This is a genomic window from uncultured Litoreibacter sp. (genome assembly GCF_947487515.1).
GTDB lineage: Bacteria > Pseudomonadota > Alphaproteobacteria > Rhodobacterales > Rhodobacteraceae > Litoreibacter.
The window spans coordinates 277,564-291,854 of record NZ_CANKWO010000003.1 but is presented as its reverse complement, the minus strand read 5'-3'; the positions used below and the strand labels follow the sequence as shown (position 1 = coordinate 291,854).

General features: G+C 57.4%; 15 protein-coding genes. 9 read left to right on the top strand and 6 right to left on the bottom strand.

Going from position 1 to position 14,291, the window contains the following annotated elements; all coding sequences use genetic code 11:
- The first annotated feature begins 22 nt into the window (after positions 1-22).
- The 3 genes from Q0746_RS11355 (at position 23) to Q0746_RS11345 (ending at position 1,724) form a co-directional block, all read left to right on the top strand.
- Entirely contained in the window at positions 23-610 is a 588-nt protein-coding gene (locus tag Q0746_RS11355; protein WP_298260323.1) for a DUF1285 domain-containing protein, read from the top strand.
- Positions 611-765: 155 nt separating this feature from the next.
- Positions 766-1,029, top strand: a complete 264-nt coding sequence (locus Q0746_RS11350; RefSeq protein WP_298260321.1) for a DUF2798 domain-containing protein — start codon at positions 766-768, stop codon at positions 1,027-1,029.
- A 65-nt stretch (positions 1,030-1,094) separates the two neighbouring features.
- On the top strand, positions 1,095-1,724 hold the full coding sequence (locus Q0746_RS11345; protein ID WP_298260319.1) for a LysE family translocator: 630 nt from the start codon (positions 1,095-1,097) through the stop codon (positions 1,722-1,724).
- Between the two features lie 3 nt (positions 1,725-1,727).
- On the opposite strand, the gene polA is transcribed toward Q0746_RS11345, so the two are convergent.
- Both polA and Q0746_RS11335 read right to left on the bottom strand, forming a co-directional pair.
- A complete protein-coding gene (gene polA / locus Q0746_RS11340; RefSeq protein ID WP_298260318.1) occupies positions 1,728-4,514 on the bottom strand; it encodes a DNA polymerase I in 2,787 nt (928 codons plus the stop codon).
- On the bottom strand, positions 4,514-4,693 hold the full coding sequence (locus Q0746_RS11335) for a zinc-finger domain-containing protein (protein WP_298260316.1): 180 nt from the start codon (positions 4,691-4,693) through the stop codon (positions 4,514-4,516). Before Q0746_RS11335 ends, polA begins: the two co-directional genes overlap by 1 nt.
- Positions 4,694-5,009: 316 nt before the next feature.
- Between Q0746_RS11335 and Q0746_RS11330 the strand changes: the two genes are divergently transcribed.
- Positions 5,010-5,954: a calcium-binding protein gene (locus tag Q0746_RS11330; RefSeq protein ID WP_298260314.1), complete on the top strand. Its 945-nt coding sequence runs from the start codon at positions 5,010-5,012 to the stop codon at positions 5,952-5,954.
- A gap of 15 nt (positions 5,955-5,969) precedes the next feature.
- Here Q0746_RS11330 and Q0746_RS11325 read toward each other — a convergent pair whose 3' ends face one another.
- On the bottom strand, positions 5,970-6,341 hold the full coding sequence (locus Q0746_RS11325) for a histidine triad nucleotide-binding protein (RefSeq protein ID WP_298260312.1): 372 nt from the start codon (positions 6,339-6,341) through the stop codon (positions 5,970-5,972).
- 5 nt (positions 6,342-6,346) lie between these two features.
- On the bottom strand, positions 6,347-7,924 hold the full coding sequence (locus Q0746_RS11320) for a DUF5928 domain-containing protein (protein WP_298260310.1): 1,578 nt from the start codon (positions 7,922-7,924) through the stop codon (positions 6,347-6,349).
- Between the two features lie 156 nt (positions 7,925-8,080).
- Here Q0746_RS11320 and Q0746_RS11315 point away from each other — a divergent pair, with 156 nt between their 5' ends.
- Together Q0746_RS11315 and Q0746_RS11310 are read left to right on the top strand one after the other, a co-directional pair.
- On the top strand, positions 8,081-8,899 hold the full coding sequence (locus Q0746_RS11315; RefSeq protein WP_298260309.1) for a sulfotransferase family protein: 819 nt from the start codon (positions 8,081-8,083) through the stop codon (positions 8,897-8,899).
- Between the two features lie 10 nt (positions 8,900-8,909).
- Positions 8,910-10,049, top strand: a complete 1,140-nt coding sequence (locus tag Q0746_RS11310) for an SRPBCC family protein (RefSeq protein WP_298260307.1) — start codon at positions 8,910-8,912, stop codon at positions 10,047-10,049.
- A 68-nt stretch (positions 10,050-10,117) separates the two neighbouring features.
- Here the strand turns inward: Q0746_RS11310 and Q0746_RS11305 are convergent, their stop codons facing one another.
- Both Q0746_RS11305 and nth read right to left on the bottom strand, forming a co-directional pair.
- Positions 10,118-11,113: an adenosine kinase gene (locus tag Q0746_RS11305; protein ID WP_298260305.1), complete on the bottom strand. Its 996-nt coding sequence runs from the start codon at positions 11,111-11,113 to the stop codon at positions 10,118-10,120.
- On the bottom strand, positions 11,106-11,762 hold the full coding sequence (nth, locus tag Q0746_RS11300) for an endonuclease III (protein ID WP_298260303.1): 657 nt from the start codon (positions 11,760-11,762) through the stop codon (positions 11,106-11,108). Before nth ends, Q0746_RS11305 begins: the two co-directional genes overlap by 8 nt.
- Before the next feature lie 106 nt (positions 11,763-11,868).
- Here nth and Q0746_RS11295 point away from each other — a divergent pair, with 106 nt between their 5' ends.
- From Q0746_RS11295 to Q0746_RS11285, 3 genes are all read left to right on the top strand, one after another.
- On the top strand, positions 11,869-12,735 hold the full coding sequence (locus tag Q0746_RS11295) for a bifunctional helix-turn-helix domain-containing protein/methylated-DNA--[protein]-cysteine S-methyltransferase (RefSeq protein WP_298260301.1): 867 nt from the start codon (positions 11,869-11,871) through the stop codon (positions 12,733-12,735).
- Between the two features lie 111 nt (positions 12,736-12,846).
- Complete coding sequence (locus Q0746_RS11290) at positions 12,847-13,482, top strand: OmpA family protein (RefSeq protein ID WP_298260299.1); 636 nt, start codon at positions 12,847-12,849, stop codon at positions 13,480-13,482.
- 125 nt (positions 13,483-13,607) lie between these two features.
- Positions 13,608-14,252, top strand: a complete 645-nt coding sequence (locus Q0746_RS11285; protein WP_298260297.1) for an OmpA family protein — start codon at positions 13,608-13,610, stop codon at positions 14,250-14,252.
- Positions 14,253-14,291 lie beyond the last annotated feature (39 nt).

Here is a 14,291-nt window from a genome sequence, read left to right as displayed (position 1 = left end):
GCAGAAATAGCGGGATAAGAGAATGGCAAAAGGCACCGATGCACAAAAGCTTGAGCTTCCATCGGCGGAAAGCATCGCAGTCGCGGCCCAAGAGGGCGCCAAAGGGGGCTTGCCGCCGGTTGATAAGTGGAATCCGCCGTTTTGTGGTGATCTGGATATGCGCATCGCGCGCGATGGCACATGGTTCTATCTGGGAACACCGATTGGTCGGGAAGGTCTGGTAAAGCTGTTCTCGTCGATCATCCGCAAGGATGGCGACGACTATTTCCTTGTCACGCCGGTAGAAAAGGTGGGAATCACGGTCGATGACGCGCCCTTTGTGGCCTTGGACTTCAATGCCGCCGGAGAAGGCGAAGCGCAAAAACTGCGGTTCGAAACCCATGTCGGAGACCGGTTTGTCGCGGGGCCGGATCACCCGATCCGTGTGTCCTACGACGACAATGGCGAACCCTCGCCCTATGTTTTGGTGCGCCGCAATCTAGAGGCCTTGGTGGATCGCAAAAGTTTCTACCGGCTGGTGGATCTTGGCGTTCACCGCGATGGATGGTTTGGGGTTTGGTCCGGAGGCGCATTTTTCCCGTTGATCCGTTCTGACGCGTTAGAGGGCTGATCACAGGCGCGTGAGCGGAAGGGTCTTGTTATATTTTTCAAAGAGTTACCGCCAGTTTCGCGCTTCAATGCACAGAGGCAGTGCGTTCACAGTCTATTCTTTGACCAAATGCACCAATAGTTTGATGTGACAGTTTCACCGATCAGGGAACCTTTATGTCACGATTCTTTTTTGCCCATCTCGTGTTTAGCGCCGTGACCTCGGCGCTGATGTCGTCGCTTGTTTGCGGGGTGGCAACATTTCGAATGGTTGGATTGTCAGGCGCGTTCATGCATGTCTGGTCGGGCGCTTGGCTCTATGCTTGGCCGGTGGCATTCATCGTGTTGCTCAGCATTGGGCCATTCGTGCGCAAATCCGTCTACCGCAGCTGCAAATGCCCCATGGCCGTGCCTGTTGAGCCGGAAAAAGACACCCGATAACATTCCCCCAATAGACCAGCACTCAAAGGCTTTTACCGCGCCTTCCTCATCATCAGGACGAACATATGGATTTTTCTCTCTGGCTGGCCTTTGTCGCCGCCTCCACGGCACTTTTGTTGATCCCTGGCCCCACGATCTTGCTGGTCCTGAGCTATGCCTTAAGCCAAGGGCGCAAGGTTGCCGTTGCGACCGCAAGCGGCGTAGCACTTGGTGACCTGATCGCCATGAGCGCATCGCTGGCAGGACTTGGCGCGATTGTTTTGGCGTCGGCCCAAGTGTTCTTGGTGCTGAAATGGCTGGGCGCGGCCTATCTGGTTTATATGGGCTTTCAACTGCTGCGCAGCGCCAAAGGTGCCAAACTGGGCGGCCTGCAGCAAACGGATGATCTGACAGCGCGCGCCTGCTTTACCAATGCCACCATCGTAACTGCCTTGAACCCGAAATCTATCGTGTTCTTCATTGCCTTTGTGCCGCAGTTCATTGACCCGAGCGCGGCTTTGCTGCCGCAATTCGCGATCCTGATTTCCACCTTTGTAGGTTTGGCCACCCTCAACGCGCTGGCTTATGCGCTGCTGGCGGATAAGATGCGTAGCAAGATGCAACGACCGGCCGTCATCGTCTGGCTGACCCGCGCGGGCGGGGCTGCGCTTGTTGCAATGGGCATCGCGACGGCGGCGGTGCGGCGCACTGTCTAACGGCTAGTGGGCTTCGGCCCAATTCGCGCCCTGCCCCGCATCGACAACCAGCGGAACATCGAATTTCACCGCCGGATCAGAGGCGTTTTCCATAATGTCACGCACCACCGATATGGTGTGATCCACGGCGTCTTCGGGCACCTCAAAAATCAGCTCATCATGGACCTGAAGCAACATCTTGCAAGGTAGGTCTTTGATCGCCTTGGGCATCTGGATCATTGCGCGTCGAATGACATCAGCCGCGGTCCCTTGAATAGGCGCATTGATCGCGGCGCGTTTGGCAAACCCTGCGCCCGGGCCTTTGGCGGCGATCTCTGGTGTGTGAATTTTGCGTCCGAACAGCGTTTGGACATACCCGTGATCTTTGGCGAATTGCACCGTCTCGTCCATGTAGGTGCGAATGCCGGGGAACCGCTCGAAGTAGCGATCAATGAAGCCCTGCGCCTCGGACCGAGGGATCCGCAAGTTGCGCGCCAACCCGAAGCCGGAAATGCCGTAAATCACCCCGAAGTTGATCGCCTTGGCCTGACGGCGCACGTCTGCCGTCATCTCGTCCAAGGGCACGTCGAACATTTCGGAAGCGGTCATAGCGTGGATGTCATGGCCATCCTTGAATGCCTGTTTCAACGCATCAATTCCCGCGACATGGGCAAGGATGCGCAATTCAATCTGCGAATAGTCGAGGGACACCAAGACATTGCCCTGCTCTGCCACGAAGGCCTCGCGAATGCGGCGGCCTTCCTCGGAGCGCACGGGGATATTCTGCAAGTTCGGGTCCGACGAGGACAAACGCCCCGTGTTGGCCCCGACAATGGAATAGCTGGTGTGCACCCGACCTGTGTCGGCATTGATGTGAGTTTGCAGCGCGTCGGTGTAGGTGGACTTCAGCTTGCTCAGCTGCCGCCAATCCAGAACCTTGCCGGGCAATTCATGCTCCGTTGCGAGGTCTTCCAAAATGTCGACACCCGTGGAATAGGCACCGGTTTTGCCCTTCTTGCCGCCCGGGAGTTCCAACTTATCAAACAGGATTTCACCAAGTTGCTTGGGTGAGCCGACATTGAAGTCCTGCCCTGCCAACTCGTGAATTTCCGCCTCGAGCCCTGCCATTTTCTGGGCGAAGGAGTTCGACATGCGGCTCAGCGTGTCGCGGTCAACTTTAACGCCGTGACGTTCCATCTGCGCCAGCACGGGAACCAAAGGGCGTTCCAGCGTTTCATAAACCGTCGCGACACCTTTGGCGTGCAATTGCGGCTTCAGGAGCTGCCACAGGCGAAGGGTAATGTCGGCGTCTTCGGCGGCATAGGGTGTGGCATCGTCGATTGGCACACGGTCAAAGGTGATTTGCTTTTTACCGGTGCCCAGCAGCGTTTTGATCGAAATCGGCTTATGGCTCAGATAGCGCTCGGACAGCGCGTCCATGCCATGCCCGTGGAGACCTGCGTTCTGCGCGTAGCTGATCAACATGGTGTCGTCGAATTGCGCCACATCCACCCCGTATCGGATGAATATCTTGGCATCATATTTCATGTTTTGGCCGATCTTGAGGATGCTGCCATCCTCCAGCATGGGCTTGAGCACATCGAGCGCCTCTTGCAGGGGCATCTGCCCTTCGGACAGCTCATCCGCGCCGAAGAGATCATCGCCGCCCTGCTTATGCGCCAGCGGGATATAGCAGGCGTGGCCCGCGACTACGCACAGCGAAATGCCGACAAGATCAACCACCATATCGTCTAGGCCGGTGGTCTCGGTATCCACGGCGACATGGCCGTGCTCATAGGCCAGATCGACCCATTTTTGCAGTTCGTTTGCGTCGCGAACGGTCTCGTACACCGCATCCTTGATGTCCGGCATTTCCGGTGCCTCGGAGGCCGCGGGGGCCGTATCCTCGATCACGGGGGCCTCGGCGCCCAACTTGTCGGCGATGCGTTTGGTGAGCGTGCGAAATTCCATCTCGGCGAGGAACGCCAGCAGCTTTTCGGGATCAGGGTCGCGCACCTCCAGATCGTCGATTGTGAACGTCAGCGGGGTGTTTTCGTCCAGTTGCACAAGGCGTTTGGACAGCTCGATCTGCGCGCGGTTGTCGATCAAGGTTTGGCGACGTTTGGGTTGTTTGATCTCTTCGGCGCGATCCAGCAGCTCCTCAAGCGAGCCATATTCGTTGATCAGCAATGCGGCGGTTTTCACACCAATTCCCGGCGCACCGGGCACGTTATCGGCGGTGTCACCGGCCAGTGCCTGCACATCGACCACGCGGTTGGGGCCGACGCCGAATTTCTCCTCGACGCCCTCCACATCGATAACGCGGTGCTTCATGGCGTCATACATCTCGACGCCGCCACCGACCAGTTGCATCATGTCCTTGTCGCTGGAAATGATCGTGCAGCGCCCGCCCAATTCGCGCGCTTGCACGGCGAGGGTCGCGATGATGTCGTCGGCCTCATAGCCTTCCATTTCTTCGCAGGCGATATTGAAGGCAATCGTCGCCTCGCGGGTCAGGGGCATTTGCGGGCGCAGGTCTTCGGGCATCGCGTCGCGGTTGGCTTTGTACAGGTCGTACATCTCGTTGCGAAAAGTGTGTGATCCCTTGTCAAAGATCACGGCCACATGGGTCGGCGCATCGGAGCCGGTGTTGCCCTCGACGTAGCGCTGCAGCATGTTGCAAAACCCCGCAACCGCCCCGATGGGCAGCCCGTCGGATTTGCGCGTCAAAGGCGGCAAGGCGTGGTAGGCGCGGAAGATAAAGGCAGAGCCGTCGATCAGGTGCAGATGGCAGCCCTTGCCAAACGCCACTAGACCTTGCCCTCAAAGTCTTTGTGGACGATTTTCTTGTCGCAGTAGGGGCATTCAACGAAGCCGGTTTCCGCAGGGATTTGCAGCCAGACGCGCGGATGACCCAAAGCCCCTTCGCCGCCGTCACATGCGATACGCATGGTGTCCACAATTTCGGTCTCAGGGGCAGCAGTGGCCATGATGAATCGTCCCGTTCAAAGAGTATATCAGAAGTGGAGATCATAGCGCCCTGACGCACATCGACAAGGGGGCGAGTGAGGGATTCGGCGCTGTACTTTGCCACATGTTTTTAAAGGTCAGCCCCAGACCGCCAAACGCCGCATTGTCGCCCGCTTGGAAACAATTCCGCGCTGCACCGGAATTGTTGGCCATGCGTGCTTCGAAAGGATGGAAAAATGGCGAAAATTAACGATGTTTAACGATATCTCTGGCATTCACTTCTTGTTTACCTCTTATTTGCCCCATTGAATTTTCTGGTGAATGGGGCGGTATTTTATGTTTGGATTGGTTGCGTTGGCTCTTTTGGGCATCGGCATTGCAGGCGATGTTTTTAGCAGCAGTGATGGTGGCACTTCGGGTCCGGACCCTGATGCCGAGCTCGACATTGAAGGCACCGATGAGGCGGAAACGCTCAGAGGGGACGGCAGCGACGAAATGATCGCGGCCTACGCAGGTGATGACATTGTATATGCAGGCGCAGGCGATGACGTAATTTACGGCGGTGACGGCAACGATGCCTTGACCGGCGGCCGCGGCGGCGACCAAATTTACGGCGGCGCAGGGGATGACATCGCGAATGGCGGTGAAGGTAGCGACTTTGTCTCTGGCGGTGAAGGCGACGACACCCTCCGCGGCGGCACCGAGAACGATACGGTCTTGGGCGGGCAAGGCAACGACGTGGCATTTGGTGGCGACGGAAACGATGTCGTCGCGGGCAACGACGGTGATGACACGCTCAATGGTGGGGCTGGCAATGACACTCTTCTTGGTGACCTCGGGCAGGACATCGTGAAGGGCGGCGACGGGAACGACTACATCGTGGGCATGGAAGACGGCCTCGCGGACAACCTTTTGGGCGACAGCGATTACGATGAAGGGGACCAACTGAGCGGCGGCGCTGGCGACGACCTTATCCAGATTGGCAACGCAGACACTGCCAACGGCGGCGAAGGGGCTGATCGTTTTGCCTTGGGGACATGGCTGAATGCGGACAACGGTGCTGTTATCGAAGACTACGACAACAGCGAAGACCGCATCGGGCTTTTGTATAGCGATGAAGGTCCGGCTCCGGTTGTCACAATCGTGACGACCAGCGAAGGCGCAGATGTCTTGGCCGACGGTGAGGTACTTGTGACGGTTTTGGGCGCCTCAACCCTATCCCAAAGCGACATCGACTTGGTACCATATGACTTCGGCCCATCAGAACGCCCGACGGCCTAAGTCACAATTTTCGCCCTAACCCGCTGGTCCGATCATCCGGCCCAACGGGCGCCCGCCGATGATATGCACATGCAGATGTGGCACGTCTTGGACACCGTGGGTGCCGGTGTTGGAAATTGCGCGAAATCCGTCTTCGCTGACGCCTTCTAGGCGGCAAACCTCGCCGATGGCGCGCATGAAACCCACCAACTCGGCCTCGCTGGCGTCTTGGGTGAAGTGGTCCATGGACACATAGGCCCCTTTGGGGATCACCAACACATGCGTTGGGGCCGCAGGGGAAATATCGCGAAAGGCCAGCGCGTGATCGTTTTCAAACACGGTTGAGTTTGGGATTTCACCGCGCAGGATTTTGGCAAAAATGTTCTGGTCGTCGTAGATATAGGCCATGGGGATCAGTCCTCAAACAGGTAGTCGATGTTCAGTATTTCACGGGCTTTGTCTTCGGACACATCCAAAAACGCCATCAGCGGAGCAATGTTTTCATCCCGCGACTGGTTCTCCGACACTTTGAAGTAATTGGGGAAATCTGCATCCTTGATTTGATCACTCTCGAACAAGAAGTTCTGCCGCACGGTCGGTAGAAGACGGTCAATGGTGTCTTGCGGTGTCATCTCGCCGGCCAACCCCACCCGTTTGGCATGGCCTAACAGATATTCATCCTCAAAGCGGCATTCGATTTCCAGCAACCGCGTGGTGGAGTTGTCAGAGAACAAGTCGCTCAGCAGGTCCAGATTGGACGGATCAAGGCAGATCACCATACGGTTTTGCTCATAGTGATCATAGAGCAGCCGCATCAAAGCGCGGCGGTGGCGGGTGCGTTTGTCCAGCGTGGTTTGAATGCCGCCCAAGTCGGGCAGAACGGTGCCAGCCTCATCGAACAGATATTCAGCGCCCTTGAGTTCGGTATTCTCCATAACGCGGTGGATCAACCGCTTGGCCACATGCCACTTTTTACAGGCAATCACCATCAATTCGCGGTCGCGCCCGAGGGAGCTTTCACGTTCCCAAAAGCGCGGCGCAAAGCGGCGACCGATGCGACCACGCCCTGTCAGGAACTTGAACAATGTCTGCCCCTCGTTCGAGGTTTGGAAGTCCGTCCGTTCCGAGGCGTAGAGATCCCCCAGACGTTCCTTCAGCTCCTGCGCATCTGGCGAAACTTTGCGGGCGAACAAGAAATCCTGACTGAGCAGGAGGTCATAGTGGTCATTGTAGAATGTCACCGGCATGCCGTAGTCGGTGAACATGAGAAAGGTCAGCGTGCGGGTTTTGATCTCGTTGGAGGGCACCAGATGGCGCACCAGCGTTTGGAAGAATGTCTCGTCCGGAATCCACGTGGTTTTGAAAAAGCGCATCACGTCGGGCCGGTCTTTCGTGAAATCCAACACCCACTCCACCGTGCGGCGGCGCAGACACCACCACTGCGACCCGATCATCATTTGCAGATCAGCGGGGATATCGCGCTTGAAGCCAAACTTCTTTTGCAGCTCGTAGGACTTATAGAACAGCCACTTGTGCACCCGCTCGTTAAACCAATGGCGGTAAATCAGCCGGTCGGCCTTCATACCGGTCTTAATCCAGTCGGACGCGAAGAAATCGAAGCTTTCGATATAGTCCACATCATTAGAATCAAGCGCCTCATGCGCGAAGGTCGCGGATTTGATCGCCATGCAATCGCCGGACAGCATATAAAAATGCGTCGCACGGGGAAACTCGTCGACCGCCGCCCGCATGGCATGAAGGGTGGCCTGCACCAAGGACCATTCGCCCCAGCCGCATTTGATGCGTTTCTTGGCAAAGGCCACGTTGGGATTGTCATCCAAGGCGTCGCGAATCTGCTTATACGCCTTCGGGTCTGCGCTGGCGTCAAAGTGAATGGCCATGCAGTCACCGGCGGCTGTCAGCCGTTCAGCCTGGTCGATAATCGCACCGGGGTCTTTATGACACAGCAAGATGAAGGCGATTTTTGCCATCTGGAATTCAACCCCGGACCTGTCTTAAAACTCTCTTAGGTTTGCTTACATAACCTTAGCTGTGGTTGCTTAAACAGACCGCAATTGCAATTGTAGGCGCAATTGTGGCCAAAACGTAAACAATCGGCCACTTGGTACTAGAACGAGGACGACAGTATGGGGTTTCCAGGCACCTGGATGACGGAGAGCGAGAGCATGGTGTACCGCGTGGTGCCGAAATGTGCGTGCTCGTCCATTGGTCAGATTATGTATTATTCCGATCATGGCGAATTCTTTGATGGCGACATCCATGACGCCACCGGCAAGCTACACAAATGGGCCATTGAGGCCAGCCAGCCGAAGATCGAGAAGAACGTCACCTCGCATAAAAGCTATGCGTTTACCTGCGTTCGCAACCCCTATGGGCGCATTTTGTCTTCCTTCTTCGACAAAATTTGCGGCATTCAACGCAATGGCAAACGCTATCGTGGCAACCTCGTTCCCCTGTTGGTTCAGAAATACGGCATTGAGGTCGGCGACCCTGACACCGGCTTCGAGTTCGACCAAATCGAATCGTTTCGCCGCTTCTTGCTGTTTGCCCGCGACACCATTCGCTGGAAACGCCCGATGGACCCAGACATTCACTGGTCCGCCATGTCCGGCCATATCTCGACTTTCATTGTGAACGGCGGGCGCTACGACAACATTTTCTTCACCGAAACGTTTAACGATGGCATGCAATCCGTCATGGATGCGGTGGAGACGAAACACGCCGTGGACGTCGCAAAAATCCCGCGCTTCAACGAAAGTGAAGGCCACGGGCCCAAGCGTCTACACCCGATTGAGGACTACTTCGACGACTTGTCGATGCATTTGGTCTATGAAATCTACAAGCGCGACTTCAATCTGTTCAAATATGACTTCGAGAACCCAGGCAACAAGCTGCCCATCGGGGAAATCGATTTGGATGAGGTACACGCCAAACTCGGTGACTAAGGGCCCCTTAATGACGGCAGAAAAAGCATCCAACGACCCTTTGTCCGAGTTGGCAGCGAATGTCGCGGCCCCGTTCGAACAGGCGAGTGCGATGCCGAAGTCGGTTTACACCTCGCCTGAGTTCAACGCGCTGGAGCTTGAAAAAATCTTCGCCAAAGACTGGGTTTGCGCCGGTCGCGCGAGTGCTTTGCCCGAGGTTGGCGATTACCTGACGATGGATGTTGCGGGCGAGCCGATCATGGTCCTGCGCGACACGGATGGAAACTTGCGCGCCCAGTCCAACGTCTGCCGGCATCGCATGTCCACGCTTTTGACAGGTCGTGGCAACACGCGTTCTATCGTGTGCCCCTATCACGCGTGGACCTATGATTTGGGCGGCCAACTTCGTGGGGCGCCTGCGATGGAGCAGAACGAGGCTTTCTGCAAAGCCGATATTCACCTGCCTGAAATTCGCTGCACCGATTGGCAAGGCTGGATCATGCTCACCATCAACCCCGATGCGCCTGATGTGCATGAGGCATTGGCTGGCGTGTCTGATCTGGTGGGCCACTACAAGATGGGCGACTACGTCGAGACCTTCCGAGAAAACCATCATTGGAATACCAATTGGAAGGTGTTGGCGGAAAATTTCATGGAAAGCTACCATTTGCCCGTCTGCCATGCAGACACCATTGGCGGCACCGTGGACCTGAACGAGATGACCTGCCCCGAAGGCCATCCTGCCTTCAACTATCACTGGATATTGAAAAACGACAGCTTCAAGCTAACGCTGGCCCACCCCAACAACCGGCATTTGCAAGGCGAAGACCGGCGCAAAACCTACCTGATCTCAGTCTACCCCGCGTTGCTCATTACGCTGACGCCAGGCTATTTTTGGTATCTTTCGCTAAGCCCAGACGGGCCGGATCACGTCAACATCCTGTTTGGCGGCGGCTTGGCCCCCGAATTTGTCGCAGACCCAGAAGCCGACGTGCATTTTGCAACGTTGAAATCTGTGCTGGATGCGGTGAACGAAGAAGACCGCGGCTGCACCGAAAAGGTCTACCGCGGTCTATCCGCTGGCCTGTCAGAGCCGGGCCCGCTTTCGCATCTGGAGCGCCCAAATTTTGACTTTGCCCGCTATATTCACAGCCGCGTCGGCCAAAGCTAAGCGCCCGCCACCCCAATTGTGGTGGCAGCAGCGGCAGGGCCCGCGCAAACGCCCGGACCCGTTCGAGATTAGAGCAAGCCCTGATCCTTGAACCATGCCTGCAACTCGGCTTCCGGACGTGCCCCGATGTGCGAGATCACCTCGGAGGCCGCAACACAGCCCATGCGACCACAGGTTTCCAAGTCGTGACCATTTGTCAGCCCCCACAAGAATGCACCCGCGAACAGGTCACCCGCCCCAGTGGCGTCCACAATTTGAACCGGCATTGCTGGGACATGCCAGCGCTTGCCCTCGGATAACACATGTGCCCCGTCTTCTCCGTCGGTGCAGGCCACAATAGAGACCTCCGAGGCCGCCTGTTCCAATGCCGCGTCGAAATCCTCGGTCTCATACATCGACAACATTTCAGCGCGGTTGCAAAACAGCAGATCTACATGATCTTGGATCAGCTTGCGGAATGCGTCGCGGTGACGCCCAACACAGAAAGGATCGGACAAGGTCAGCGACACGCGCCCCCCCGCACCGGTGCAGGCATGGATCGCTTTGTCGAAGGCCGCGACGGATTCTGGCCCGTCAAAACGGTAGCCTTCGAGGTAGATCCATTCAGCCTGTGCCATCTGGTCTTCGTCAACGTCATCAGGTGAAAGGAATTCGGTCACACCCAAGTAGGTGTTCATCGAGCGTTCCCCATCCGGCGACACGAGCACGATGCAGCGACCGGTTTCGGCCTCGTGCGATGCAGGCGCCAAAGGGGTCTCGTAAACGGCGCCTTGCGCACGCAGGTCATGGGCAAAAATTTCGCCCAATTGGTCATCCTTGACCTTGCCCACATAGGCGGTGGAGCCGCCCAGATGCGCGATACCCGCGATCGTATTTGCAGCCGATCCCCCCGAAATTTCCTTGGCCGGACCAATCAAGCCGTAAAGCTCCACGCCGCGCGCGCGGTCGGTGAGCTGCATGATGCCCTTTTCAATGCCGTTCTCGGCCAAAAATGCATCAGATGCGTGGGCCAATACGTCGACCATTGCGTTGCCAATGCCGACAACTTGGAATTTCTTACTCATGGATTTTGTCCTCAGAAGTGCAGAGATCTCGGATAATACAATTGTTGCAGACCGGCTTACGGGCCTTGCACACATAGCGCCCATGCAAGATCAGCCAGTGGTGCGCGTGTTGTTGGAATTCGACGGGGATATTGTCCTCAATGGCGCGTTCCACCACATCGACGTTTTTGCCCGGACAGATGCCAGTACGGTTGCCGATGCGGTAGATATGGGTGTCGACGGCCTGCGACGGGTAGCTCCACCACATGTTCAGCACCACATTTGCGGTCTTACGCCCAACACCCGGCAGGCTAACCAGCGCGGCCCGCGATGACGGCACAACGCCGCCATACTCATCGACCAGAATTTGACTTAGCTTGATGACGTTCTTTGCCTTGTTGCGGTACAGGCCGATGGTCTTGATATGCTCTGTCACGCCGTCCAGCCCAAGGTCGAGCATCTTTTGCGGGGTGTCCGCAATCTCGAACAGCTTCTTGGTTGCTTTGTTGACGCCAATATCCGTCGCCTGCGCAGACAGGGCCACAGCCACCACCAATGTATAGGCGTTGACGTGATCCAGCTCGCCCTTTGGCTCGGGGTCGGACGCCCTAAAGCGCGTGAAAATCTCGTGGATCGTATGATAGTCGAGCTGTTTGGCGGGTTTTGTCATAGGCGCGGTATGCAACGTCCCCCACGCGGGGGCAAGGTTTTCCCGAACGGCGAAAATGCGCAAAAAACGGGTCGATATGAAAGGCACGCAGTCCTAAGTTGAACGCATGGAACAGAATCTAGAACAGATCACGGCATCAGAGGGCAGCTACCACTACGGGCTGGTGAAACGCGCTATTGAAGCAATCGACACCCACAGCGACGGCCCCTTGTCGCTGGACCAATTGGCCCGAGACATGAAGATGAGCCCATCGCATTTTCAACGCGTCTTCAGCAAATGGGCGGGGGTGTCGCCATCGCGCTTGCAACAATATTTGCGACTAGGGCATGCGAAGACATTACTGGAAGAGCGCTTCACCATGCTGGAGACCTCCAGCTCTGTCGGGCTATCGGGATCGGGGCGTCTGCATGACCTCTTCGTGAAGTGGGAGGCCATGAGCCCCGGGGAATTTGCCAGAAAAGGCGAAGGTCTGACGATCCGCTGGGGCTGGTTCGATAGCCCCTTTGGCCCCGCCATTGTGATGGGCACCACCAAAGGCATATGCGGCATAGGGTTCAGCGCGGAAATCGGTGAAACCCTCGCCATGGAGGATTTAGTGCAGCGGTGGCCCCATGCCACCTTTGTCGAAGACCCTTTGATGCTGCGCCCTTGGGCCCTAGCCGCCTTTGGCGCGAAGGCCGCAGGCGAGGCCGCGCCCTTGTATCTGATAGGCGCGCCGTTCCAGATCAAGGTTTGGGAGGCCCTGCTGGCCGTGCCCAACGGCCATGTCGTGACCTACTCCGAAATCGCCAACACCATCGGCCACAAAAAGGCCGTGCGCGCAGTGGGCACGGCCGTGGGGCGCAACCCCATCAGCTGGTTGATCCCCTGCCACCGTGCGTTGCGAAAATCCGGCGGTTTGGGCGGGTATCACTGGGGTTTGCCGATGAAACGCGCAATGCTGGCCTATGAGGCGGCAAAAACCAGCTTATGAAGCGGCGGATCACCGCTGGCGTCACGTTCTTGTTGGTTGCAACCCTGCCCCCCAGTCCCAACCTTAAGAGGTGAAGCGCCACACAGGCGCGCCTTAACGAGGACAAAACCTATGAAACCACTTCTTCTGGCCCTTCCGGCGGCTGCCCTGTTTCTTGCGGGCTGCGACGCCACAACACCGGACCATCGCACCAAAAACGGCGCCGTCATCGGGGCCGTCATCGGGGGCGCATTGGGGGCGAACTCCACCTCCGACAACAAGCTGGAGCGCGGCATAATCGGAGCCGCGATTGGCGGGGCGGTTGGGGGTGCGATTGGCGACAGTCTGGACCGGCAGGCGGACGAATTGCGCAGCGATCTTGGCAATGACAATGTCGGGGTGGTGAACACCGGCTCTGAATTGCGGGTCACCTTGCCGCAAGATTTGTTGTTTGCCACAGATAGCACAAGGCTGCGGCCCGACCTGCGTGCTGACCTGAGGGCGGTGGCCAACAACCTGAACGACTACCCCAATAGTGACGTGGTGATCGTGGGGCATACCGACAGCACGGGGGATGCCGGCTACAACCAAAACCTGTCGGAACGCCGCGCGCAGGCGGTGTCATTTGTGCTGCGTGACGCCGGCGTCGCAAACGGGCGCTTGCGCGTCAAAGGTCAAGGCGAAAGCCAACCTGTTGCCTCCAACGACAGTGCTGCGGGGCGGGCGCAGAACCGGCGGGTCGAGATCGTCATCCGCCCCTACACCTAGAAGCTGAGGCCGGCGGCAGGTTTTCGCCGGCCCACGCTTCCCCCTTAACACAGGCGCCGAAATGGCCTATATTCTGCCCATAACCCACGCCGCAAAGGCGGGACCCATATACCGAGGCAGGTACCATGACGATCAAAACCATCGCAGCCCTTGCGGCCGCCACCCTTGCTGTTAGCGCATGCACGACTGACAGCCTTTCCGATGTTAACAAATCCCAAACCGGCGCCATTATCGGCGGTGCGGTTGGCGGGCTCATTGGCGCATCCAGCGACGACAACAAGCTGATCAAGGGCATTGTTGGCGCAGGCATTGGTGCAGCCGCCGGTGGCGTCATTGGCCATCAGCTGGACAAACAGGCCGCAGATTTACGCCGCGACATTCCGAATGAAGACATCGAAATTGTGAACACCGGTGAAGAGCTGCGGGTGACCATGCCGCAAGACCTGCTGTTTGCGGTGGATAGCGCCGATCTGGGATATGATCTGCGCGAGGACCTGCGCGCGCTTGCCAGCAACTTGCAAGATTACCCCGACACATCAGTAAATGTTGTTGGCCACACGGATGACACTGGCTCGGACAGCCACAACTTCGACCTCTCGGAGCGCCGCGCACAAGCGGTGGCCTTCACTTTGGAAGACGGCGGCGTCACCCCGTCCCGCATCCAGTCTTACGGGCAAGGTGAGACCCGCCCGATTGTCTCCAACCTAACCGAAGAAGGCCGCGCGCAGAACCGCCGTGTCGACATCGTTATCCGCCCCAACGCGGCCTAAAATCGACCTATGCGACAAGAACGGCCCCAAAACATGGGG

Excerpts from the sequence above, each read along its gene's own strand:
- Q0746_RS11325 (WP_298260312.1), bottom strand. The coding sequence starts at position 6,341 with ATGGCCTATATCTACGACGACCAGAACATTTTTGCCAAAATCCTGCGC.
- Q0746_RS11285 (WP_298260297.1), top strand. The coding sequence starts at position 13,608 with ATGACGATCAAAACCATCGCAGCCCTTGCGGCCGCCACCCTTGCTGTT.
- Q0746_RS11335 (WP_298260316.1), bottom strand. The coding sequence starts at position 4,693 with ATGGCCACTGCTGCCCCTGAGACCGAAATTGTGGACACCATGCGTATC.
- Q0746_RS11345 (WP_298260319.1), top strand. The coding sequence starts at position 1,095 with ATGGATTTTTCTCTCTGGCTGGCCTTTGTCGCCGCCTCCACGGCACTT.
- Q0746_RS11330 (WP_298260314.1), top strand. The coding sequence starts at position 5,010 with ATGTTTGGATTGGTTGCGTTGGCTCTTTTGGGCATCGGCATTGCAGGC.
- Q0746_RS11290 (WP_298260299.1), top strand. The coding sequence starts at position 12,847 with ATGAAACCACTTCTTCTGGCCCTTCCGGCGGCTGCCCTGTTTCTTGCG.
- Q0746_RS11315 (WP_298260309.1), top strand. The coding sequence starts at position 8,081 with ATGGGGTTTCCAGGCACCTGGATGACGGAGAGCGAGAGCATGGTGTAC.
- Q0746_RS11320 (WP_298260310.1), bottom strand. The coding sequence starts at position 7,924 with ATGGCAAAAATCGCCTTCATCTTGCTGTGTCATAAAGACCCCGGTGCG.
- Q0746_RS11350 (WP_298260321.1), top strand. The coding sequence starts at position 766 with ATGTCACGATTCTTTTTTGCCCATCTCGTGTTTAGCGCCGTGACCTCG.
- Q0746_RS11305 (WP_298260305.1), bottom strand. The coding sequence starts at position 11,113 with ATGAGTAAGAAATTCCAAGTTGTCGGCATTGGCAACGCAATGGTCGAC.
- Q0746_RS11295 (WP_298260301.1), top strand. The coding sequence starts at position 11,869 with ATGGAACAGAATCTAGAACAGATCACGGCATCAGAGGGCAGCTACCAC.
- Q0746_RS11310 (WP_298260307.1), top strand. The coding sequence starts at position 8,910 with ATGACGGCAGAAAAAGCATCCAACGACCCTTTGTCCGAGTTGGCAGCG.
- nth (WP_298260303.1), bottom strand. The coding sequence starts at position 11,762 with ATGACAAAACCCGCCAAACAGCTCGACTATCATACGATCCACGAGATT.
- Q0746_RS11355 (WP_298260323.1), top strand. The coding sequence starts at position 23 with ATGGCAAAAGGCACCGATGCACAAAAGCTTGAGCTTCCATCGGCGGAA.